The sequence below is a fragment of the Campylobacter sp. VBCF_06 NA8 genome (assembly GCF_027737825.1).
Classification (GTDB): Bacteria; Campylobacterota; Campylobacteria; order Campylobacterales; family Campylobacteraceae; genus Campylobacter_B.
Genome location: NZ_JAOVUB010000003.1, coordinates 263276 through 286520 on the forward strand (window position 1 = coordinate 263276; position 23245 = coordinate 286520).

Annotated in this window: 22 protein-coding genes; 9 read left to right on the plus strand and 13 right to left on the minus strand. The window is 39.8% G+C overall.

The window, feature by feature from the left end; all coding sequences use genetic code 11:
* Positions 1–288 precede the first annotated feature (288 nt).
* The 9 genes from mrdA to dsbD form a co-directional block, all read right to left on the minus strand.
* Complete coding sequence (gene mrdA, locus OFO10_RS05685; RefSeq protein WP_270866421.1) at positions 289–2109, minus strand: penicillin-binding protein 2; 1821 nt, start codon at positions 2107–2109, stop codon at positions 289–291.
* Complete coding sequence (locus tag OFO10_RS05690; RefSeq protein WP_270866422.1) at positions 2106–2594, minus strand: hypothetical protein; 489 nt, start codon at positions 2592–2594, stop codon at positions 2106–2108. Before OFO10_RS05690 ends, mrdA begins: the two co-directional genes overlap by 4 nt.
* Positions 2561–3160, minus strand: a complete 600-nt coding sequence (locus tag OFO10_RS05695) for a GNAT family N-acetyltransferase (RefSeq protein ID WP_270866423.1) — start codon at positions 3158–3160, stop codon at positions 2561–2563. The genes OFO10_RS05690 and OFO10_RS05695 overlap by 34 nt, the downstream gene beginning before the upstream one ends.
* Positions 3157–3795, minus strand: coding sequence for a GTP-binding protein (locus OFO10_RS05700; RefSeq protein ID WP_270866424.1), 639 nt, complete (start codon positions 3793–3795; stop codon positions 3157–3159). The genes OFO10_RS05695 and OFO10_RS05700 overlap by 4 nt, the downstream gene beginning before the upstream one ends.
* Positions 3792–4307 carry a lipopolysaccharide transport periplasmic protein LptA gene (gene lptA, locus OFO10_RS05705; protein WP_442867878.1) on the minus strand — a complete coding sequence of 172 codons (516 nt, stop codon included), beginning with the start codon at positions 4305–4307 and terminating at the stop codon, positions 3792–3794. The genes OFO10_RS05700 and lptA overlap by 4 nt, the downstream gene beginning before the upstream one ends.
* A complete protein-coding gene (gene lptC, locus OFO10_RS05710; RefSeq protein WP_270866425.1) occupies positions 4271–4801 on the minus strand; it encodes an LPS export ABC transporter periplasmic protein LptC in 531 nt (176 codons plus the stop codon). Before lptC ends, lptA begins: the two co-directional genes overlap by 37 nt.
* On the minus strand, positions 4792–5280 hold the full coding sequence (locus OFO10_RS05715; RefSeq protein WP_270866426.1) for a KdsC family phosphatase: 489 nt from the start codon (positions 5278–5280) through the stop codon (positions 4792–4794). The genes lptC and OFO10_RS05715 overlap by 10 nt, the downstream gene beginning before the upstream one ends.
* Before the next feature lie 95 nt (positions 5281–5375).
* Positions 5376–5600 carry a hypothetical protein gene (locus OFO10_RS05720; protein WP_270866427.1) on the minus strand — a complete coding sequence of 75 codons (225 nt, stop codon included), beginning with the start codon at positions 5598–5600 and terminating at the stop codon, positions 5376–5378.
* A gap of 411 nt (positions 5601–6011) precedes the next feature.
* Positions 6012–7790: a protein-disulfide reductase DsbD gene (gene dsbD, locus OFO10_RS05725; RefSeq protein WP_270866428.1), complete on the minus strand. Its 1779-nt coding sequence runs from the start codon at positions 7788–7790 to the stop codon at positions 6012–6014.
* Between the two features lie 101 nt (positions 7791–7891).
* Between dsbD and ppk2 the strand changes: the two genes are divergently transcribed.
* The 3 genes from ppk2 to OFO10_RS05740 all read left to right on the plus strand — a co-directional run bounded on the left by ppk2 (position 7892) and on the right by OFO10_RS05740 (position 11873).
* Entirely contained in the window at positions 7892–8812 is a 921-nt protein-coding gene (gene ppk2 / locus OFO10_RS05730; protein ID WP_442867996.1) for a polyphosphate kinase 2, read from the plus strand.
* Positions 8813–8934: 122 nt separating this feature from the next.
* Complete coding sequence (locus tag OFO10_RS05735) at positions 8935–10524, plus strand: long-chain-fatty-acid--CoA ligase (RefSeq protein ID WP_270866429.1); 1590 nt, start codon at positions 8935–8937, stop codon at positions 10522–10524.
* Between the two features lie 77 nt (positions 10525–10601).
* Positions 10602–11873: an ankyrin repeat domain-containing protein gene (locus tag OFO10_RS05740; RefSeq protein ID WP_270866430.1), complete on the plus strand. Its 1272-nt coding sequence runs from the start codon at positions 10602–10604 to the stop codon at positions 11871–11873.
* A gap of 369 nt (positions 11874–12242) precedes the next feature.
* Here OFO10_RS05740 and OFO10_RS05745 read toward each other — a convergent pair whose 3' ends face one another.
* Positions 12243–12890, minus strand: coding sequence for a ferritin family protein (locus tag OFO10_RS05745; protein ID WP_270866431.1), 648 nt, complete (start codon positions 12888–12890; stop codon positions 12243–12245).
* Between the two features lie 188 nt (positions 12891–13078).
* Here OFO10_RS05745 and OFO10_RS05750 point away from each other — a divergent pair, with 188 nt between their 5' ends.
* From OFO10_RS05750 to OFO10_RS05770, 5 genes are all read left to right on the plus strand, one after another.
* Entirely contained in the window at positions 13079–13855 is a 777-nt protein-coding gene (locus OFO10_RS05750; protein ID WP_270866432.1) for a MetQ/NlpA family ABC transporter substrate-binding protein, read from the plus strand.
* A 113-nt stretch (positions 13856–13968) separates the two neighbouring features.
* Positions 13969–14781: a peptidylprolyl isomerase gene (locus OFO10_RS05755; RefSeq protein WP_270866433.1), complete on the plus strand. Its 813-nt coding sequence runs from the start codon at positions 13969–13971 to the stop codon at positions 14779–14781.
* A 78-nt stretch (positions 14782–14859) separates the two neighbouring features.
* Complete coding sequence (locus OFO10_RS05760) at positions 14860–15468, plus strand: DedA family protein (protein ID WP_270866434.1); 609 nt, start codon at positions 14860–14862, stop codon at positions 15466–15468.
* Between the two features lie 127 nt (positions 15469–15595).
* Complete coding sequence (locus OFO10_RS05765) at positions 15596–17005, plus strand: aspartate ammonia-lyase (RefSeq protein ID WP_270858973.1); 1410 nt, start codon at positions 15596–15598, stop codon at positions 17003–17005.
* A gap of 70 nt (positions 17006–17075) precedes the next feature.
* Positions 17076–18419 (plus strand): anaerobic C4-dicarboxylate transporter, encoded by a 1344-nt coding sequence (locus OFO10_RS05770; protein ID WP_270866435.1) that lies wholly within the window; start codon positions 17076–17078, stop codon positions 18417–18419.
* 50 nt (positions 18420–18469) lie between these two features.
* Here OFO10_RS05770 and OFO10_RS05775 read toward each other — a convergent pair whose 3' ends face one another.
* Entirely contained in the window at positions 18470–19426 is a 957-nt protein-coding gene (locus OFO10_RS05775) for a hypothetical protein (protein WP_270866436.1), read from the minus strand.
* On the minus strand, positions 19423–20754 hold the full coding sequence (locus tag OFO10_RS05780) for an SH3 domain-containing C40 family peptidase (RefSeq protein ID WP_270866437.1): 1332 nt from the start codon (positions 20752–20754) through the stop codon (positions 19423–19425). The genes OFO10_RS05775 and OFO10_RS05780 overlap by 4 nt, the downstream gene beginning before the upstream one ends.
* Positions 20755–20809: 55 nt before the next feature.
* Here OFO10_RS05780 and OFO10_RS05785 point away from each other — a divergent pair, with 55 nt between their 5' ends.
* Positions 20810–22153 carry an ATP-dependent DNA helicase gene (locus OFO10_RS05785; RefSeq protein WP_270866438.1) on the plus strand — a complete coding sequence of 448 codons (1344 nt, stop codon included), beginning with the start codon at positions 20810–20812 and terminating at the stop codon, positions 22151–22153.
* Between the two features lie 114 nt (positions 22154–22267).
* Here OFO10_RS05785 and OFO10_RS05790 read toward each other — a convergent pair whose 3' ends face one another.
* On the minus strand, positions 22268–23236 hold the full coding sequence (locus OFO10_RS05790; protein WP_270866439.1) for a glycosyltransferase family 2 protein: 969 nt from the start codon (positions 23234–23236) through the stop codon (positions 22268–22270).
* Positions 23237–23245 lie beyond the last annotated feature (9 nt).

Consider the following 23245-nt stretch of genomic DNA (forward strand, 5'->3'; position numbering starts at 1 on the left):
ATTTTGTTTGATTTGTCATTGCGAGGAGCGAAGTGACGAAGCAATCTACGAATTTAAACAACCAAAAAGCAAAATTTGCAGAATTTTAAAATTCAAAAAATCTGCGAAATTCTGCCATTTGCCCGACTTTTAATTTAAACTTTGTAGATTGCCACGAATTTTGCTAAGCAAAATTCTCGCAATGACACTTAGGGGCAAATTTTGCAAATTTTAAGTAATGAGCCCAAATTTTAAAATTTCGGCGCAGTGTTTAAGGATTGCGTCAGCGAGGATTTTGAAATTTTAATTCTATTTTTTCTTCAAATTTTGCGTAGAATTTGCCGTGGCGTTTGCGTCGATATAGCCCATATCCACGAGTTTTTCAAAGATTTTTTTCACCACAGGACCTGCCGCGCTTCCGCCACCGCCTCCGTGCTCGACTAGCACCGTGACGGCGTATTTTGGGTTTTCATACGGACCGAAGCTCGTCATCCACGCATGCGAGCGGTGGAAATAATCCATTTGCGACTCTTTTAGGCGTTTGTTTGTCTTTTGCGATAGTCCTACGACCTGCGCGGTGCCTGTTTTGACCGCGAGTGGGACGACAGCGTCTTTCATGATTTTATACGCAGTTCCGCCGTTTGGGTTGTTTCCCACCTCATACATACCGCGCCTTACAAGCGGGAGTTGGTTTTTTTCAGCTGGGGTGAAAAGCTCGCCCGGCTCGAAGCTAATCTCTTCGCCATCAATGCTCTTTAAAAAATGTGGAATTATCGCCTTGCCTGTGGCGATTTGGGCTGTATTTTTGGCTACTTGCATTGGGGTTACTAGCACGTCGCCTTGACCGATCGAGGCATTTACGGTCTCGCCTTGATACCAAGGGCGTTTAAATTTTTGCAATTTCCACGCCTTATTTGGCACGGTGCCGACAAATTCATTTGGCAAATCCACGCCAGTTTTTGTGCCAAATCCCATACGATTGAGATACGATGACATATAATCAATCCCCACAATCAAAGAACCCTCATAAAAATATATATCGCAACTGCCCTTTATCGCATCAACTAGGCTAAGCCTTCCATGACCACTGCCCTTCCAACAACGAAATTTGCGCCCTCCTAGCTCCATTGCGCCACCACAAAATGCACTCCAATTCTCATTTATCTTGCCACTGTTGATAAAACTCATTCCAACAGCCATTTTAATAACCGAACCTGGTGGATACAGACCATTTACAAGCTTGTTTGTAAATGGGTGGCGCGGATCTTTGATTAGCTCGTCCCACTGAGCTTGCGAAATTCCGCCCACAAAGGTGTTTAGATTATACTCAGGGAAGCTTCCAGCACCCAGTATCGCGCCGTCTTTGAGATCAATCACAATCGCCACGCCGTCTTTGTCTTTGAAAATTTCCTCTAAATATCTTTGGAATTCCAAATCAATCGTCAGCGAAATCTCGCTACTGCTTGGCTCCTCGTATGAAATCTCCTCGACAACCTCATTTAGCGCGGTTACCTTAGTCTTGCGCTCGCCCCTTTTGCCCTGCAAAATTTCATTATAATACCCCTCCACACCGCTTCTGCCATTATATCCAGTAAGGGCTGAGAGAGGGTTGGATTTGATATCTTTTTTATTCGCGCGTCCGACATAGCCGATGATATGCGAGGCGAGATGATTGTGCGGATAGTAGCGTTGCGAAGCAGGCTCGACACGGATATTTTCGTGCAGATTCAAATTCGCAAAATGCGTGATTGTTTCGTTGTAATCCAAAAATTTAACCACTTCGATAAAATTTTGGTTATAAACCGAGTTTTCGTCCTTGTAAATTTTGCGCATTTGCGTAGTGTTTAAATCCGCGAAATATTTGCTGATATTTGCTAGCTCAGCATCCAGCGCGCTATCTTTTAAATGTGGCGCAATCAAAAGCGAAAAACCGATATTATTAATCGCTAGCGGACGGTTTTTGGCGTCTAGTATCTGCCCCCTCACAGGCGGGATATACTCGGTCGAGACGACATTGTTTTTGGCGATTTGCTCGTAAAATTCGTTTGATTTGATAGCTAGATAATACACCCTAACCAAAAGCATGGTAAAAAACGCCAAAACAAAGAAAAAGACGAATTTTAATCTCATACAAATCGCCCCTTAAAAAAGAGCAAACTAAGCAGAATATCGACCACGATATAGCTTAAATACTCGCTTCCCACACTCATAGCGTCAGCTTTTTTGATATACGAAATCGCGCCATTTACCCCCAAAATCAGCGCATAAGCAATCAGCACATACAAAGCCAGCAAAAAGTTGCGGAATTTGATATTTCGCAGGCTAAATTCGTAGATAAAAGTGTAAAAAATAATGTAAGCTAGCGCAATGCTAAATAGGTTAAATCCGTAAATTTGCTCGGCGCAAAATAGATAAAAAATCGCAAAATAGTAAGCGAAATTGTATTTTTTAAATTTGTTTTCATGCTCGAATTTCAGCACCACCAAAGTCACGAAAAAAAACCCCAAAAGTGGCGGCAGTCCCCGATACATCACGCTTAAAAGCAGATAAAACGCGACGCCAAAGCTCAGGGCAAAATCGACTATAAGGTATAAATTACCGCGACTTCGTTGCATACTGGAAACTTTTTGCAAGATATACAATCTGCCCAAATTTTTTGGGCTGGAAGCTCGTCTTTGCTGATTTCTTTAAAGCCATTTTGCTCAAAAAAATGCTTTTGATAAGTTAGCGCAAAGACATTTTTTAAGCCATAAAATTTCGCTTCGTCTAATAAAGCTTTGACGATTTTCGAGCCGATTCCTCGCCTGCGAAATTTCGGCGAGACGACAAATGAGCGAATTTCTGCAAGATCTGCATTGAAAATTTTCAAAGACGCATATCCTGCAAGCTCGGCGTTTTGTGGTTTTTGGGCGAAATACTGCGTGTAAGAGGCGCAAATTTGGGAATTTTGATTTGAAATTTCACTAGAATTTGCCCCTAAATTTGCACTATCAAATTTCGGCTCAGTGTTTTCTGGCTTGGCGCACGCCTCATCGCAGACATACGCTAGCGTGTATGAGCGGATATATGTGGCGATCTCATCGTCGCTTCTAGGCAAAATCACGCCACTTTCAACCTCGGCTTTTATCATTTCTTGCATTGCGCCTATGTCGCACAGACGCGGTTTTTCTAGCACTATCATAGTCCAAACGCCCTTTTTATGATTAATTCGCGCGCTTTGGCTATGCCAGAACCTTTTAGCGTCGAGACAAAAAGTGCGCCAGGATCGCTTTTAAGCAATTTTGCGCGCCCAGCTTGATTTAGTTTGTCGGCTTTCGTGTAAAGGCGCAAAATTTGCTGATCGCCTCGCAAAAAGCTCTCCACATACTCGCGCAAATTTCTATCAATATCCAAATCAAATTGGCGCGAATCTATCAAATGGACAAAAAGCTTGATATTTAGGCGGTTTTTGATAAATTCGTCCAAATTTTTCTGCCAGATATAGTGCATTTTTTTCGACACTTTTGCATATCCAAAACCCGGCAAATCCACAAACATAAGCGAAAAATTCTCGCCTAAATTTGCCAAAACTTCATCAAATTTTTCATTTTCGCTAAATTTTTGCCCAAATTTTACCTCGAAATAATTCACAAGTTGCGTCTTGCCCGGCGTAGAGCTTGATTTGGCTAGCCCTTTGCGCTGAGTTAGAGCGTTTATCAGGCTGGATTTGCCCACATTTGAGCGCCCCAAAAACGCCACCTCGCTCATCGCAAACTCTGGGCTATCGACAATCCCTGCGGCGGAAGTTATAAATTTCGCGTCGTTTATGTTTATCATTTTTGCTGATCTTCTACTTGAAAGATTAATCTCACAGGTTTTTTGCCAGCACCGCCATTTGGCGCGGATTTGACCTCATAGGTGCCTTTGGTGCGATTGACCACAATCTGTTCGCCAAAGACCTCTTTTTTGGTCTCAGTTTCGTGCAAATGCGCGTTTCCTTCGAGCGTGTATGTCTCAGCGCCTGGGGTGTATGTCAGCACTGCGCCCTGTCCGTCGTAGTGTTTGTCATTTACTAGCACCTTAAATTTCGCATTTCCTGTGGCGACATATTTTGTGGGTTGCTTTTTGGCGTCGAAATAAATCGTAACCTTATCCGAAGTTAGCGTATCATAAGAGCCTTTTTTTATCTTTACATTGCCCGTTAGGGTGCTGATTTGTTTGACCTCGTCAGCGAAAAAATTATCCGCCGTAACCTCGACTAGCTCAGGTGCGCCAAATGCGCTCATACAAGCCAAAAGTGATGAAAAAATCGCTAATTTGATGAATTTTTGTCCTGCGTGTAATACCATGCGTGAATTCCTTTTGAGTTTGTTTTTTTATTTTTTGTATCGTAACTGATTTTTTCGCCAGTTACTTTGTTTTCGCCCTGAGTGAGGGTGTATGGCACATCTGAGCGAACGATTTTATTTTTGAGATTGTAGGTGATTTGCTCGGATTTATAATCCATTTCGTCGCTGTTGCGGTAATGCGCCGAACCGCTAAATTTGATATTATCGCCTTTTTTAACGGCTAAATTTGAGCTAATCGTGTGATTTATATCATCTAAAATCACAGCGTCAAATTCGTAAAATTCATCGCGATCTTTGTAGCGAATCCCATTTTTCGCCCTGAATTCGCCACTGATTTTCTCGCCCACTTGATAATCTCTCACGCCTTGCATTTCGAGATTTGAGACATTTAAATTTTCCTTAAACATCTCCTCAAAATACGGAGTTTGCACGCTTAGAAACACCATAGCGACGCTAAAAATCGCGATTACGACATAGAAAATTTTTATAACCATTTAGAGTTCCAAATCTCTCGCATATTGTTTTTATCGACCAAAATTTCAATCATCTCGCGCACCGCTCCGTGCCCGCCACGCGCATTTAGCGTGTAATCTGCGCTTAGCGAATTTAGCGCGTCGCTTGGCTTGAAGCTCATGCCAACAGCATTTAGCAGTTTCGCGTCGTTTAAATCATCGCCAATCGCCGCAGCCTCGCTAAAATCGAGCCCAAGCTCCGCAAGTATTTCGCTAGCTCTGCCAAATTTGTCCTTTTCGCCCTGAAAAACAAAAGGAATTTTAAGCTCTTTTGCCCTATTTGCCACGATTTGCGAGCTTTTACCCGTGATTATAGCCACATGCAGACCGCACCTTTGCCACTCTTGGATCCCAAAGCCGTCTTTGACATCGAATCTCTTCATCGTCTCGCCACTCTCTGCGTGATACAGCGCGCCGTCAGTGAGCGAACCATCGACATCTAAAAAAATAATTTTTATCATAAATTTTCCCATAATTCGTAAATTCAAAAGCTAATGATTTTAGCCAAATTTTGCTTATAAAACAGCCATTTTAAAGTAAAATTTTAAAGCTTTGGTTAATAAATAAAAATCGAAAAAATATAAACCAAACAAAACAAAATCGGCAAGATTATCGCAAAAATGCAAAGCGAACTTTTTATGCGCCTTTTGTAATACACTCTTTGGTCGCTAAAATTCGGCGTGCGCGAAAATTTTATGATATAAAAAATCACAAAACAGAGCGAAATCAACCACAAAAGTGGCAAAAATCCAAGCAATGACCAAACAAGAATTAATTGCATTTTAATCCTTTAAATTTCGCTAAATTTTAACGCAAAATTCGCTAAATCCGTCATTGCGAGGCGTGGCAATCTACGAAATCAAAATTCCAAATTTGTAAATTCTCTGTCATTGCGAGCTTTCGCAGAAAGCGAAGCAATCCAGAAAAATTTAGAGTTAAATTCAACCTAAATTTAGCATTGAATTATTTTTTGAATTTAACCTGCGCCGTGAAATTCCGTGAAATTCTCTGTAAGGGGGAGGGCGCGCTTTTTAGGAGACGCTACCCTCCCCCTTACCAACCCCCACCCCTGTAAAACCTTAGAAGTGGCTAAATTTAGAAAAACTTCGTTTTTCTAAATTTAGCTGGTTTTATTTTTACGGAAATGCTTCGCATTTCTTTGCAATGACAGATTATGCAAAATTAGCAAATTTCAAATCTGCGATAAAATTTGCGATAAATTCTCTAAATTTACAGCGCCGATTTGGCGCAGGTTTTCTAACTCACTTCCGTTTTTAAAAAACAAAATCGCAGGCGGTCCCATAACGCCAAATTCTTTTTTAATCTCGCTCATTTGGGGGCTGTTTTGGGTCAAATCAACCTTAATGAGCGTGAAATTTGACAAAATTTCAGCCAAACTCTCATCGCCAAACGCCGCCTCACTCTCTTCGCAGTTTTTGCACCACTGCGCCCAAAAATCCACAATCACTGGCTTTTGCGAGCCCTCAATTATCGAGCGTAACTCGCCCAAATCTCGCACGAAAATAAAATTTTCCCCATTTTTCGCACTTTGCGTCATATCGCCTTTTTGCACAGCTACGCCCTTTTGCACCGAAATTTCGCTAAGTGGCTTAGTAAAATCCCTCGCCCCGCTTGCAAATCCGATTAGCAAAAGCACGCTATAAACTAGCGTTAAAAGCGCGAGTGCGCGTTTTAGTGCGTTTGCGCGCGCATCAAACAAACCCAAAACCCCAGCCATTAAAGCGCACAAAATCGCATAAAATAGCAGTGCTAAATTTTCTCCGATTATGAAGCGCACTATCCAAACCGCCATAAACAAAAGCAAAAATCCAAAGATTTTTGGCACCACTTCCATCCACTCGCCTGGACGCGGCAGCGCGCCTCCAAGCCCGATTACTACGAGCAAAACCCCGCTTCCAAGCCCCAAGGCAAAAAGCGCACTAGCCCCAAGTGCTATATTTGCGCTATTTGCGATGTATATTAGCGCAGCACTTAACGGGGCTGAAATGCAAGGGCTAACCATAAGTGATGAAATCGCCCCCATTAAAAAAACGCCCACAAATCCGCTTCTCGCGTCGCTTTTGGCACTTAGGAAATTTTGCAATCTGCCAGGAAGCCTAATCTCATAAAGCCCAAAAAGTGAAAACGCCAAAGCCACAAAAATGGCAGCCGTGATGATTAGAGCGATTTTATTTTGCAAAATCCCTTGCAAATTTTCGCCCAAAACCGCCACCCCAGCGCCCAAAACCGCATACGAACTCGCCATGCCAAGCACATAAATCACGCTTACAATCAGGCTTAATTTCACGCTTGGCTTGCTAGCTGTTTTAGCCACGATAATCGACGAGAGTATCGGTATGAGCGGATAAATGCAAGGTGTCAGAGAGAGCAAAACGCCAAAACCAAAAAACAAAATTAAGGTCATAAAAAAGCTTTTGTTTTCAAAAATTTCTAAAATTTGCGATTGGCTTAAATTTGAGCCAAAATTCCCTGAATTTTGCTCTGAATTTTGCTCTAAATTTTGCCCCGAAATACCTGCGCCGGGATTTTTCAACGCCGAAATTTCATAGCCCTCGCCACTTTTATTTAGCGCAAAGCCTCTGTTTTGTGGCTCGTAGCAAAACCCACCCACAGTGCAACCAAGAAATTTCACCAAAATTTGAAAATTTTTGTTATCTTTTGCGTTTGCAAGCACTAGCCCCATAGGCAGGGCAATGCTGAAATTTCCGTCATAAATTTGATGATTTTTATACGCTTTTGGTTGCGGAAAATTTAAAAGTGCGCCAACTTCTGCGCTATCAATGAAAATTTTTATCTCATCTTTGTAAATATAAATCTCATCTGCGACGCGAAAATTTAAGCTAATTTCGCTTTCGCTTGTGTTTGTATCGACGATGAAGGCCTCATTTGGCGCGATTACTTCGCCAAAAAGTGCAATAAAAAATAAAAAAAGAAAAGATAAAATTCTCATTATTTGCCTTAAAATTTTTTCCTAATATTATCAAAAACATATTAAATTTTAATTCTTTTAAATGTATAATCTAAGTTTTATTTTCAAAAAAGGAGAACAAAATGGCTGAACAAACAAGCGATACACAACTCAAACAAATCGCATACGAGGGCAAAAAAATCAAAAAAATGAACAAAGAATTTTACGAAAGCGAGCTTGTAAAATTTCAAATCGAACTACTCAAACTCCAACGCTATGTCAAAGATAAAGGGCTAAAAGTCCTAATCATCATGGAAGGTCGCGACGCAGCTGGCAAAGGCGGCACAATCAAACGCCTAACCGAGCACCTAAACCCACGCGGTTGCCGCATAGTCGCACTCGAAAAGCCAAGCAATGTCGAAAAAACACAATGGTATTTCCAACGCTATGTCGCGCATTTGCCAAGCGCTGGCGAGATTGTGATTTTTGATAGAAGCTGGTATAACCGCGCTATGGTCGAGCCTGTAATGGGATTTTGCTCTGACGCTGAGCATAAAGAATTTTTGCGCCAAGTGCCGAAATTCGAGGAAATGCTAGCGAATTCTGGCATTATTTTGTTTAAATTTTATTTCTCAGTTTCAAAAGAGGAGCAACAAAAACGCTTCGAGGCGCGCCGCACAGACCCTCTTAAACAATACAAACTCTCCCCAGTAGATGCCAAATCACAAGAGCTTTGGGAGCAATACACTTTGGCAAAATACTCAATGCTACTAGCCTCAAACACCGATATCGCGCCATGGATCGTGCTAGATAGTAATGATAAAAAAGCTGCAAGACTTAATGCGTTTCGCTGCATTTTAGCCAGAATTGATTATGATGAAAAAATCGATCCTAGCGAATTTAAAGTCGATGTGGATTTGGTCAGAACCGGCACAGAGGAAATCATGCTTATGGAAAATAGCCTTAGAAACGAGGGCTTGGAAAAATTAGAAACCCTAAAAAAAGCGCAAAAAGCCGAAAAACAGGTAAAACTAGGCACAGGTAAGCCAAAAGATAAAAAATAACCGAATTTAGACGCCGTTTGTGCGTCTAAATTTATCTTTTCTTAAATTTTTGATTTAATTTAACTAAATTTATATAAATTTTGATAAAATTCGCGGAAAACCAAACCACACAAAGGTAAAACATGACATATAAATTCGAAAATTTATACCAAAATTTAAGTTTCTATGCGAGCGAAAAATCTCGCCATATAGCGATTTATGACGAGGATATGGAGATTAGCTACGCAGAGCTTAAAGCCAAAGTCGATGCAATCGGCGCGTATTTGCAAAATAGCGGAATTCGCTTCGGCGATAGAGTGGCTATGTATGTGCAAAACGGCTATGAGTTTTTCACCATTTTTCTAGGTATTACCTCAATCGGCGCGGTCGCTGTGCCTATGAATACCTTCCTTAAAAACGAGGAAATTGAGTATATTTTAGACAATTCGCGCGCTCGCATGATTTTCGCTTCGACCGCCCTTAGCAAGGAGCTTAAAAGCATTAGCGCACCAGATATCAGACGCATAATTTGGGTCAAGGGCAAAAGCGATGAGCCAACCCCAAACTCAGCCCTTCCAAACGCGCAAACACAAGGCGCACTTAGTGAGCACAATGTCAGCTTTGATACTGTCCTAGCCTGTAAAACCAAGCTAGAAATAGCAAAATCTCCGACCGAAAACGATCTAAGCCATATCGTCTATACCTCAGGCACGACAGGTCGTCCAAAAGGCGCTATGATTCGCTACAAAAACATACTCTCAAACGCCGATAAAGCCACTCCTCGCTACAATGTGAGTGGTAAGGATAGATTTTTGGTATTTTTGCCGATGTTTCATAGCTTCACGCTGACTGCGACGCTGATTTTATCACTATACAACGGCGCGAGCATAATCGCTCTAAAATCAGTTTTCCCTATCACAAATGTCCTAAATACCGCCCTAAAACGCAAAGCAACGGTATTTTTGGGAATCCCGTCAGTTTATACAATGCTAGGCAAGGCAAAACTTGGCTGGAAATTCAGATGGTTTAATAAGCTTAGAGTATTTATGTCAGGCGCAGCCCCTCTTGCGCAGCAAACAATCGACGAATTTTACAAAAAATTCCCAAAAGCCCACCTTATCGAGGGTTATGGACTTAGTGAGTGCTCGCCTATCGTATCGCTAAACTATTACGACAAACAAAAAATCCTAAGCGTAGGCACACCGCTTGACGGATACGAGGTCAAAATCGTAAATGATGAAACCATGGAAGTCGCTCGTGGCGAGATTGGCGAGATTATCGTGCGCGGGGATTGCGTCATGGAAGGATATCTAAATATCCCGCCAGAAGAGACTCTCACAAACGGCTGGATTCGCACGGGAGATCTTGCGTATATGGACGATGAGGGATTTATCTATATCGTCGATCGTATCAAAGATATCATCATAGCCAAAGGCATAAATGTCTATCCGCGCGAGGTCGAGGAAATCATCTACAAAATGCCACAAGTCGAGGCCTGTGCGGTCGTGGGTATCAGAGATGAATACGCAGATGAGGAGGTCGTAGCTTTCGTGCAACTCAAAGAAAATCAAAAATTAAGCGAACGCGAAATCAAAACTTATCTGAAAAATCACCTAGCAAACTACAAAATTCCAAAGGTCGTGCATTTCGTGCCAGATCTACCACGCAACGCCACTGGCAAGGTTCTAAAACGCGCATTAAAAGAGCAGATTGCAAAAGGTAATAACGCATAAATTTCACCTTTTATCACGCTAAATTTAACCCACAATTTGTGGGTTAAATTTAGTAAATTTTATAAAAGATTTAATATATGAAAAATTTATTATGGATTTTACCTGTTATTTTCTTAGCTATTATACTAAGGATTGTAGAACTAGATAAGAAAAAATCAAATTTTGTAGTTACAGCCGATACAAATATATCTAAAAACTCAAAAATTTCAAAGTATGTCTCACAACAAGAAGTTGAAACCTTTGCATTTAGGCACTGGAATATTAATGAAGATATGGTTAAAAATAACGAAAAAATGGAAAATTTACGACTGCTTTTAAAATCAAAAGACACTGCTAAAATTCTAAACTATATGAAAGATAACAACATTAGCGTAGATGAACCACTTCATAAAGGTGTAACACCTTTGATGTATGCTAGTTTTTACGATGACATAGACACTGCGAAAGAACTTTTAAATTTAGGAGCAGACCCACATAAAAAAGATAGGCATAAGCTTAGCCCTATGGCATACGCTATGGAAAACAACTCTACAAAAGCGGTAAAGCTTTTATATGAAAACGGTGTTAAATTTGAAGAAGTTACTATGATACAAACACCACTTGGAGTTTTAGGATTAAGCGATTTTTGGGAATTTGAACCATATTTTGATGAAAATAACACAGCTCATCTTATCTGGAAAAGCTTTGATGATATGCACAGCGGAGAACATGACTATTTGAGCGAATATTTTTTCAGATCTTTGTTAAGAAATAATCAACTTGATATTTTAGAGCTTGTATTGCAAAGTGGGTATAAGCCATATTTATACCAATATCATATTGGTGATGATAATTATAAGGCTACAAGCGATATTGCAGAGATAGAAAGACAATATGTTGAATTTCCCAACAATTACGAAAACAATATAGAATTAGCTCGTTTTCGACATTCATTATATTTTCCAATATCTCAATCCCCACACCCACGACCAAAAATAGCCTTGCTTAAAAAATATAATGTCTCAATAGACGCTTGGAACCCAAGCAAGGAATTTTTGAAAAAATTATATGACGACGAGTGCTATAATGCTTGGAGAAGTGAATTTAGCCCTAGAAAAAATGGAGAGACTTATTATTTAAGAATACAAGATCGTGGAACTAAATTTTTATACGAAAATTGTTTAGATAAAAACGGAACTTTTGAAAACATAGAAGAGTATATAGTTTTTCATCAACAAATGAAAATTATAAATAAAATAACAGCAAGCGAAGAAAGGAAATTTGGCTACGGAAACAATCGTGTAGATATGAATATCACTTCCGATGAAATTAAAAAACTTCAAAGCAAATATAACAATAATTTAGAATAATAAAACTAAAACAAATTAACTTTAAGGAGAAAAAATGACAACAGAAAACATAGAAGCTAGTGAGCAAAGATTTAGCGCCGCTATAAGTGATTTTTTTGGTATTACATTTCTATCCACTGCACATGCGCGCTTTTGAGGCATTTTATACGAAGCTATTCACACGCTATAACCAATAACTAAATTTAAATAAAAATTTTAACTCAAATTGCAACTTTAAAATTTTTCACTATAATTCGCATTTTTTATCTACAAAATTTCTACAAACTCGCCAAAAACCAATGTCTATTTTGAGCTATGAGCCTGAAATTTTTATCCAAGAAGTAGAAGTAATAAATTTTGGCGCCAAATTTGACGCCAAAATTTGAAAGATTAAACTAATCTTTGTTTTTTGAAATACTCTTTTGGAGCCTTGCATAAAGGACACGCACCCGGAGCCTTTTTGCCACGATGCACATGGCCGCAAACTTCGCAAACCCAAACTTCTTCATCAAAACTCTCGAAAAATCCCTCTTCAAGCAAGATTTTTTGAAGTTCGTTGTATTCGCGTTCGTGTTCGACTTCGACCTTGCCGATAGCGTTAAATAGCCTTGCGACCTCTTTTTTGCCCTCTTCTGTGGCGATTTGAGCAAATGCTGGATACATGCTTTCATGCTCGTATCGCTCTCCTGCTGCTGCGTCGATTAGGTTTTTATCCATTTTATCTAGCGGAATTCCGGCTGCTGCGTGGTGAGCTTTGAGCTCGGCTCTTGCGTGCCATTTTTCATTTTCAGCCGCTTCGTAAAAATGCCTTGCGATAGCGTGAAAACCTGCTTCTTTGGCTAAATCGCCGTAAAGATCGTATTTGTTTCTAGCTTGTGATTCGCCGGCAAACGCCTTCATTAAATTTACCTGTGTCAAATCCTCAGTGATACATTTCATCAGCTCTCCACAGCATGTCAAAACTGCGCCCTCACCTACTTTTTGCACTTCGACTTCACAGCCGCATTTGTCGCATTTGTATGTTTCGTATTGTCTCATACTCTCTCCTTTATCAAAAATTCAAAATTTATGATAACCAAAAGCTCATTAAACTCTACTTAATAAAAATTATTATTTAGAAGTGAAATTTCAAATACAAATTTACATATAAATTTAATAATTGTTGTGTTTTGCGCCCAAATTTTATGATAAAATCGCCCTTTTTAAATTCTCATCAAAGGAAAGAAATGAAAAAATTATTTCTAACTACACTTCTTAGTGCAAGCGTTGTAAGTTTTGCCTTGGCAGAAAAATTAGTTGTCGCAGCTACTCCTGTGCCACATGCTGAAATTTTAGAGCATATCGCACCAGAGCTAAAAGCCGCTGGATACGAACTCGAAGTCAAAGTTTTCAACGACTATGTTACTCCAAATTTAGCCACAGATGACGGCAGCGTGGATGCGAACTATTTCCAACACGAGCCATATTTAGTGGAATTTAACGCCAAAAATGGCACAAAACTCAAAACAACAGTTGGCGTGCATTTAGAACCGATGGGAATTTATAGCAAAAAAATCACAGATCTAAAAGACCTAAAAGACGGCGCCAAAGTAGCCGTGCCAAACGATCCTACGAACGAATCTCGCGCGCTTGATGTGCTTGCGGATGCAGGATTAATCGAGGTTAATAAAGATGTAGAGCTCCGCACAGCCCTAGATGTAACCAAAAATCCTAAAAATATCCAAATTTTAGAGCTTGAAGGTCCAAATTTGCCTCGCACACTTGATGATGTCGATATCGCTGTAATCAACTCAAATTTCGCTTTCAACGCGGATTTAAACCCAGTTAAAGACTCACTTTTCATCGAAAAAGCAGTCGGCAACCCATACACAAACATCGTCGTCGTCAAAGAAGGCAATGAAAACCTACCAAAAATCAAAGCCCTTGATAGCGCACTTCAAAGCGAAAGTGTGAAAAAATTTATCGAGGAAAAATACAAAGGCGCGATTGTTCCGTCGTTTTAATCCAAATTTAGCCTACGAATTCGTAGGCTAAATTTCGCATTTTTTATCATATTACGCATATATTTACAATCTTTTTTTATAATGCGCGCAAAAATTTTCAAAAAAGGAAAAAAATGAAAAAATTCTTATCAATCAGTTTCGTCGCCGCTATGGCACTTTCGCTAAATGCTGGCGTGCTAGCTAGTGTCAAAGGCACAGATATCACGGTTACAGACGAGGATATCGCACCAGTTTTCGCTCAAAACCCACACGCTACCCCAAGCGATGAGGACAAAAAACAACTAATCGATCAAATGATTAAATTTAAACTTATGATTGCCGAGGCTAAAAAAAGCGGTATCGTAAATGGCGAAGAATACAAAAAACAAGTCGAACTTGCAAAAGATGAAATCGCCTTTGCTTTGTGGCAACAAGAGCAGACAAAAGATGTCAAAGTAACCGACGAAGAGGCAAAAAAAATCTATGATGACAACAAAGACAGCTTCATGCAACCAGAAAGCGTCGTAGCTAGCCACATTTTGCTAAAAGATGAAAAAGAGGCAAAAGACGCTATCGCTAAGCTAGAAAAAGTCAGCAAAGACAAATTAAAAGCCGAATTTAACAAACTTGCCAAAGAAATTTCAACAGATCCAAGCGCCAAAGAAAATGGCGGCGATTTGGGCTCATTTGGCAAAGGTATGATGGTAAGCGAGTTCGAAGAGGCTGCGTGGGCGCTAAATAAAGGCGAGATTAGCAAAACCCCTGTGAAAACTCAATTTGGCTATCATGTCATCTACAAAGAAGACCTAAAAGAAGCTGCTCCTGTGGAATTTGACAAAGTCAAAGAGATGATAAAAGCTCAAATTGCGCCAAGCAAACTAAACAAAAAAATCGACGATATCGCAAACGAGCTATTTAGCAAACAGACAGTAGAATACGCAAAATAAAAATTTTAATTTAATGCGCGGAATTTAATAAAATTTAAGTTTCGCGCAAATTCTAAATTTCAAATTTAAGGAAAAATCGTGCTTACATCAATCGTAAATTTTATCGTAGAATTCGTCGCAGCGTGGGGATATTTCGGCATTTTTGCGATGATGTTTTTAGAAAGCAGTTTTTTTCCATTTCCAAGCGAAGTTGTGATGATTCCAGCAGGATACCTCGCTAGCAAGGGCGAAATGAGCTTTGCCATAGCATTTGCATGCGGGCTAGCTGGGAGCGTGGCTGGGGCTGTGTTTAACTACTATTTGTGCTATTTTTTCGGGCGCAAATTTATCGATAAATTTGGCAAATTTATCGGCGTAACAAACGAAAAATTCGCCAAATTTGAAGCGTTTTTCAACAAACATGGCGAAATTTCTACATTTAATTGCAGACTAATCCCAGGTATCCGCCAATACATCAGCCTGCCAGCAGGGCTTGCGAAGATGAATTTAGCGCGGTTTTGCGCATTTACAGCACTTGGTGCTGGGATTTGGGTGCTGATTTTGATGCTACTTGGATATTTTATCGGCGAAAATCAAGAATTAATTAAGGAAAAATTGCATATAATCACGCTTCTTTTATTGGGATTTGTCCTACTTCTTTCTGTAATTTACATACTTCATATCAAGCGAAAAAATCGCCAAATTTAATAAAATCTTAAAATAAAACGAATAATTATAAAATTTTGAATTTAAAGTAACATTTTAACGAAAATTTAAGATTGTTTTTAGGTATTTAATAATACAATCACATAAATTCTTTCAGAAAGGACTAGTGATGGAAACTAGAAAAGAACACGATTTTATAGGTGAGCTCGAAATTCCTAACGACAAATACTATGGCGTTCAGACTTTCAGAGCTTTGGACAACTTCAAAATGACAGGTCGCAAACTTGGCGATTATCCATTTTTTGTAAAAGCATTTGCACAAATCAAAAAAGCAGCAGCACTTTCAAACAAAGAATTGGGCGTTTTAAAACCAGAGATTGCTGATGCACTTGTAGCAGCTTGCGACAAAGTTATCGCAGGCGAATTCGCGGATCAATTCGTAGTAGATATGATCCAAGGCGGCGCAGGAACTAGCACAAATATGAATGTCAATGAGGTTTTGACAAATGTCGCTCTTGAAATTCAAGGTCATGCCAAAGGCGAATATCAATTCATTCATCCAAACGATCACACAAACCTAGGCCAAAGCACAAACGATACATACCCTAGCTCAATCAAAGTCGCAGCTTACGCTAAACTTACAGATTTGCTAGCTGCTATGGAAGAGCTAAAAGGCGAATTAGAGAAAAAAGCTGAGGCTTTCAAAGATATCATCAAAATGGGTAGAACAGAGCTTGAAGACGCTGTCCCAACTACACTTGGCAACACCTTCCACGCTTTTGCAAGCTACATTAAAAGCGATATAGCAAAAATCAAAGCTGCAAGAGAGTCAATGAGCTTTTTAAATATGGGCGCAACTGCGATCGGCACAGGTATCAACTGCCACCCAGATTATAAATTTGTAGTAGAAAAACACCTAAGCCAAATCACTGGCGTTGAGTTCAAACCAGCTGAGGATTTCATCGCAGCTACACAAGATACAGGCGATTTCGTGCATGTATCTGGCGCACTAAAAACAGCTGCTGTAAGAATTAGCAAAATCATCAACGACTTACGCCTAATGAATTCAGGTCCAAGATGCGGTCTAGGCGAAATCAACCTACCACAAATGCAACCAGGTAGCTCAATCATGCCAGGTAAGGTAAATCCTGTAATTTGCGAAGTTGTAGGTGAGGCATGCTACGAAGTCATCGGCAATGATGTATCTATCATGCTATGCTCTGAAAGAGGCGATTTCGAGCTAAACGCTTTCGAACCAGGCATTGCTTATAATCTATTTAACTCAATCGTAATCTTGGAAAACGCAGTTAAAACACTAAGCGACAAAGCTATCAAAAAACTAACTGCAAATCCAGAAGCTTGCTTAAAATCAGTGCTAAACTCAGTCGGTATCGTAACTGCGTTTAACCCAATTTTAGGTTATGAAAAATCAGCAAGTATCGCAAAAGAAGCTCTCCAAACTGGTAAAGCAGTCGGCGATATCTGCTTAGAGCGCGGTTATTTAACAAAAGAAGAAATTGATAAAATTTTAGACCCTAAAAACATGCTAAATCCTGGCATGAAAAAAACAGGTAAATAAATTTTATCGTGGTAGGTCAAATTTTGACCTACCCCAAATTTAGAGTTTTGAATTTTCAAAGGAGTCTTGCATGGATATTATGCTATTTGTCCAATTAGCCGTATTGCTAGCTGGTATTTACCTAGGCGTTCGCTTAGGCGGTATGGGCGTCGGATACGCTGGCGGTTTAGGTATCGTCGTTATGGCGATTATCGGTATGAAGGTGGAATTCAAAGATATTCCAGTAGATGTTATTTTGATCATCGCATCAGTTATTTCAGCGATTGCTGCTATGCAAGTTGCAGGTGGTTTGGATTATTTGGTTCAGATTGCATCTAGAATTTTGCGCAAACACCCAAAACAAATCAATATCCTAGCTCCGACTGTTACTTATATGCTAACAATCCTAGCTGGTACTGGTCACACTGCGTTTTCTATGATCCCAGTTATCGTAGAGGTTGCTAAGGGTCAAAACATCAAACCAAGCGCACCACTAGCGCTTTCAGTTGTATCAAGCCAAGTCGCTATTACAGCTTCACCTATTTCAGCTGCGTTCGTAGCTATGACAGGTGTTGTTGAGCCACTAGGTGTAAGCTATCCAAAACTACTTTTCATTTGTATTTCAACAACCTTTGTTGCTATGATTATTACAGCAATTATTGTAAATACATTTTTTAAATTAGATCTTTCATCAGATCCAATCTATCAAGAAAGACTAGCAAAAGGTTTAGTTTCAGAGGTTAAAGTTACAGAATACGCTGAGCCAAAACCATTTGCAAAACGCTCAGTTGCGATTTTTGCTATCGGTGTTTTGATTGTCGTTGCTTACGCTCTTGCTATCTCAAAAAGCGTTGGTTTGGTCGAAAAACCAATCCTATCTCGCGACGCTGCTATTATTAGCTTTATGCTTACAATCGGCTTTTTTATCACAGTTTTGTGCAAAGTCGATACAGGCAAACTATTACAAGCAAACACTTTCCAAAGTGGTATGAGTGCTTGTATCTGCGTCGTAGGTATCGCATGGCTTGGAACTACATTTGTTAATGGCCACATCGATCTTTTCAAAGATGTAGCGAAAAATATCGTTAGCAACTATCCATTTGTTTTAGCTATCGTTTTATATTTCCTAAGCTGCTTGCTATATTCACAAGCTGCAACTACAAAAGTTATGATGCCAGCAGTTGCATTAGCACTTGGTATGACTAGCCCAGAAACAGCTGGACAAGTTTGGGTTTTGGTTGCTTCTTTTGCTGCTGTATCAGGTCTTTTCGTATTACCTACATATCCTACGACTTTGGGTGCTATCGCTATGGACGATACAGGCACAACAAGAGTTGGAAAATATGTATTCAATCACAGCTTCTTCATCCCAGGAACTATCATGGTCGCGCTATCAGTAGCGTTAGGCTTCTTAGTAGCTCCTGCCTTAATCTAATACTAATTTCTTGCAGAATTTATTCTGCAAGAAATTTTAAATTCTAAATTTTAATCTTTTTGAAAAATTTCTTCGAAATTGTAAATTTGCGATAGTATATATGAGAGCATATCTGGCGTAACATCGAGTTTGTAATCGTATTTGGAAATCAAATTTAACTCCAATGCCAAATCGCTAATTTTAAGATTATCTAAAAGCAAATCAGGCGCAAACAAATCTCCGTTAAATCTCACCACGCCACGCTCATTGTCCCCCGTGTGAATAAGTGCAAAAAGGCTTTTTAGCTCATCATATGTTTGCACGCTTTCTAGCGCTCCACTTGGCAAAAGCTCGTTATGCGAAGCATAAATCGCGAAAATTATCCTATCGCAAAGCTTGTTTAACGCCTCGCTTAGCAAAAGATGATTTAAGCTCTCGTTTTGGATACACATATCCTCGAAAAGCGACATACGAAAAATTTTAAAATTTCGGTAAAGTTTGCTAGAAATGTCTTGTTCTCGATACGCCGTGCGCTCCCTCATCGTCACTGGGATACCGGATTTTAGGGCATTATAATTTAGCAGTGCGTAAAATTTGCAAAATTCCAAAAAATCCAAATCTTCAAAATAAAAGCTCTGCCACTGCGCTTCGTAATCTAGGTAAAATCTCAAAATTTTTTTATCTGTGATGATGAGATATCTAGCCTCCTCGTGCTCGCCAAGCCTAGCAAACGCCCTTGGAATAACCAAATTTTTATCAGGGTTTGCCTCGTTTAAAATTTCGATTATCCCTATGACCTTACCAGCATCTATGATATGTGCGCCATAATCCATAAATTTCATACCCTCATCAGGCAGATATCCCAAACACGCCCCAAAAAGCCCTAGTAAATACTCATCGTTTTTGCGTATCGCGCCAGCCTTTTTGTAAAATTCACAAAACCGCTCCCACGCGATATTTAAATGAAGTCTATCAATATGGGTTTGGGCTTCGATTAAAAGATTATCGTTGTAAAGTTTCGATCTCATTTTTCTAGTCCAAAAAGTTCTCGTATGCTAACCCCATCATCTTCGCTAAGCACGCTAAATGCGCTAATACGCGAGATTAGCAATCTATCTTCTGCGATATCGGCCCTATCCTCACCTATGCTTAGCGAGGTAATCGCCGTTTTGCCAATCACCGCGCGCTCTTTATTCATACGCCTTAGTCCCCAGACATTGTGAAGCACGGCTGGCGCGCCCTCTATCTCGCCTACATAGAGCATTACATGCCCTGGCATATAAATCACGCTCGCATAAGGTTTGGCGTGTGTTTTGATCAAATTTAGCTTCTCGCTCGCACTCAAATTTGCTAGCGAAAATGTCCTTCCGCGCTTTGATTGCGCCTTTGAATTCCTTGGAAGCCAAAGCCCAAAATTTGCCAAAAAATCCTTTGTCAATAGCGAGCAATCGCGCAGCAGTTTGTATCCGCCCCAGCCATATTTTTGCCCTATCAGGCTTGCGCTGATTAGTTTTGCGTTTTCGCTATTTAGCTCGGCTGGCCAAATTCTGGCAAATTTATCCTCCACAAAATACGCTCTCACGCCCTCTTTACTAATCATCTTGCCACCATATAGCCCGCCACCAGCGAAATCATACGGCAAAATCGTCCCCGTGCGCGCTCTAAAAATTTCACGCCTATTCTCGTCAAAAATCGGCGCATTATCTTGCAAAATCGCTATAAATTTCGAATTTTTATACGCACTAGCGCCGTTTATCCCCATTTCTTGGATATCGCTAGCCCTCACCCAGCCCCACACGCCGTCATTTTGCACGAAAGCCCAGACGCCGTCTTTGCTAAAATGCGAGATAAAAAGCGGATATCCCACGCCAAGAGCCGAATTTGCCGCATAATCAAAAGGCTCGCCCTCGCCCGGCTCGCTAGGATCGCCGAAAATCGGCATATCGCTTGGGATATTTCGCAAAAGCGTGTTTTTTATGGTGATTGCTGGGATATTTACGCTACCAAGGGCTTTTTTGTTTGCATTTTCGTGCATGGCATCATACACGGCTTGCGGGTAGATGTTTCCCCCTAAATCAAAATGCCTACCCTTAGCGTAGTTTAGCCCCCAAAATGCTTCCTTTGGGCTAGCGGTGATTTTATCGCTGTCCCAAACGCGAAAATACCTTTCCTTAAAATTCTCCCCGCTTGCCACGCTTTGGGCGCTCACGGGTGGCAAAATTTCCGCACTTTGCTCAAATTCCAATGCCAAAACCTCTGGATTTTCGGGGATAAATTTGGATTTTTGTGGCGTGTGCGAGGCACAACCAGCCAAAATCCACATAAATGTTATAAATAGTAAAATTTGCCTTCTCAAAACTGCTACCTTTAAAAATTTTTGGCTATAATTTTGCCAAAAAACAGGATAAAATTTGATTAATTTCGTATCACAAAAGCTCAAATCACAAAATGTATTTATCACAGGCGGTGGCGGTGTAGGCAAAAGCTATGTCGTCAAAGGCGTCATCGAAGAGTTTCGCACTCACGGCAAAATCGTCATCGTGCTAGGCTCAACCGGCATTAGTGCCGTAGAAATCGGCGGTGTAACCTTGCATAGTTTTTTTAAATTTGGCATTAGCAAAAATTTCGAAGAACTCAAAAAATTAGACCGCTCGCAAAAAGCCAAAATAACTGAACTTAACAAAATTCTTTCGATCACCGATTTAATCGTGCTTGATGAGATTTCAATGGTCGGCGCTGATGTCTTTGAGATGATCGAATACCGCCTCGTAAAGTCCAAATTTAGCGGTCATTTGCTAGTAACGGGAGATTTTTATCAACTCCCGCCAGTCGTCAAAAAAGACGAGCTAAGTGCTAGCAAACAAGGCTCGCTTTTGCGTATGAGCGAGTATGCCTTTGGCACGCACGCATGGGAACAAATGAAGTTTTTCTACATAGAAATGCTAGGTTCTAAGCGCACGGACGATGAGAGTTTGTATGAAATTTTATCGCAAATCAGGCTTGGCAAAATCAGCGAAAATTTAGCCAAATTTTTGGCGAATTTAATCACTCCGCGTGAGAGTTTAGACGATAATGCGACCATAATCTCTGGGCGAAATGCCGAAGTCGATGCGATAAACGAAGCTAGGCTAGCCGCGCTAGATTCGAGGCTGTATCTGTGCGAGGGGCTGTGCGAAATCCACGAAAACTCTTACGATGATAATAAAATTTCAAAATGGCTAAATTCGCTAAATTTAAGCCAATCCCTGCGCCTAAAAGTCGGCGCAAAAGTGCTTTTTACGATGAATAAATCAGGTGAGTTTTACAACGGCGAAAGTGGCGTGGTAGAAAATATCGAACTAAACGGCTTTGGCGAAATTGATAGTATCGTAGTGCGCAAAAAATCAGGCGCCTTCGTGCGAGTTGAGCGCGCGGGGTATGATTACAGCGAGATTAGAGCGGACGAGGACGAGGCGAGCGATTTTTTAATCGCGCGGTATTATCAATTCCCGCTAAAACTCGCCTACGCGATCACAATCCACAAATCCCAAGGCATGAGTATCGAAAACCTAGCCTGCGATATCGATAGGATTTTTGCCAACGGCCAACTCTATGTCGCGCTCTCACGCGCCACGAGCCTAAATGGCTTAAAAATCCTCTACACGCGCAAAGAAGGTCTTTACGCCTACCTTTCGCGCATAGTCAAAATCGACAAAGCCGTGGTGAAATTTTACGAAGAAAATGAATTTTTTAAAATTTATAATCAAATCGTCTAAAATGCAAAAAATAACCAAATTTTGCATTAATTTCTCATTGCAAGAGCTTACAAGGAATTTCGTGGAAAAATATAAATTTGCAAATTTATACTTTTTCAAACGCTACTTGTTTGATTATTTTAAGCTTTTTAAGAAAATTTTCAATTTATACCTTGCGTATAACAAAATAGCAAAATTTGCGTGTAAAAAACATTTGAATTTAAATTTAAAACCCAAAAATTTATTTTTGTAAATTTGCTTTTTTATCTTTTTTAATTCATTTGAATAAGTTTTTACAAATTTTATATCGCTTTTTATGTCGTTGTTTTTTCTTGCATACAAAAGCAATAATATAAGCCTATTAGCCTTAAAATAGTATGCTTCGTCCAATAAGTCTATATCTTTGTCTTTTACATATTTTATAAATCGATCGCAAACTACCAAAAGCGTTCGGTGTCTTTCATCAAAACTAGAACGCATAACAGAAGTATCGGAAACTCTGTAATTATAAGTTTTTTTGTTTCCAAAAACGATTTTTTTTGAATTTAAAATAACCTTATAGATAAAGCTAAAATCTTCTCCAACCTTTTCATCTGGCAAATATCTTATATCTTTTAAAATATCTCTTCTAAAAAGCTTGTTACAGTTGCTCCAACCAAACCAATTCTCTTTTTCGTATAAAATATATTTAAAAGCAGAAATTGCGTCTAACTCTTTTTTGCTAAAATTTAGCCCGTCTGTTTCAAGTGGCATACAAACTATATCGATATTTTCATCGAATAAATTTAGCATATTTGCGATATGCTCTTTATCAATCATATCATCACTATCTACAAAGGTCACAAACTCGCCAGTTGCAATATCCAGCCCACTGTTTCGTGCCACACTAACACCGCCATTTTTTTGATGAAGCACCTTGATACGGCTATCTTGCAAGGCAAATTTATCGCAAATCTCAAAGCTTTTATCCATGCTTCCGTCATCGACTAAAATAATTTCTAAATTTTTATACGATTGATTTATAACAGAATTTAGGCACTCATATAAATATTGTTCGGCATTATAAACTGGGATTATCACAGAAATCACTCTATTTTCAATCATTTAAATGAC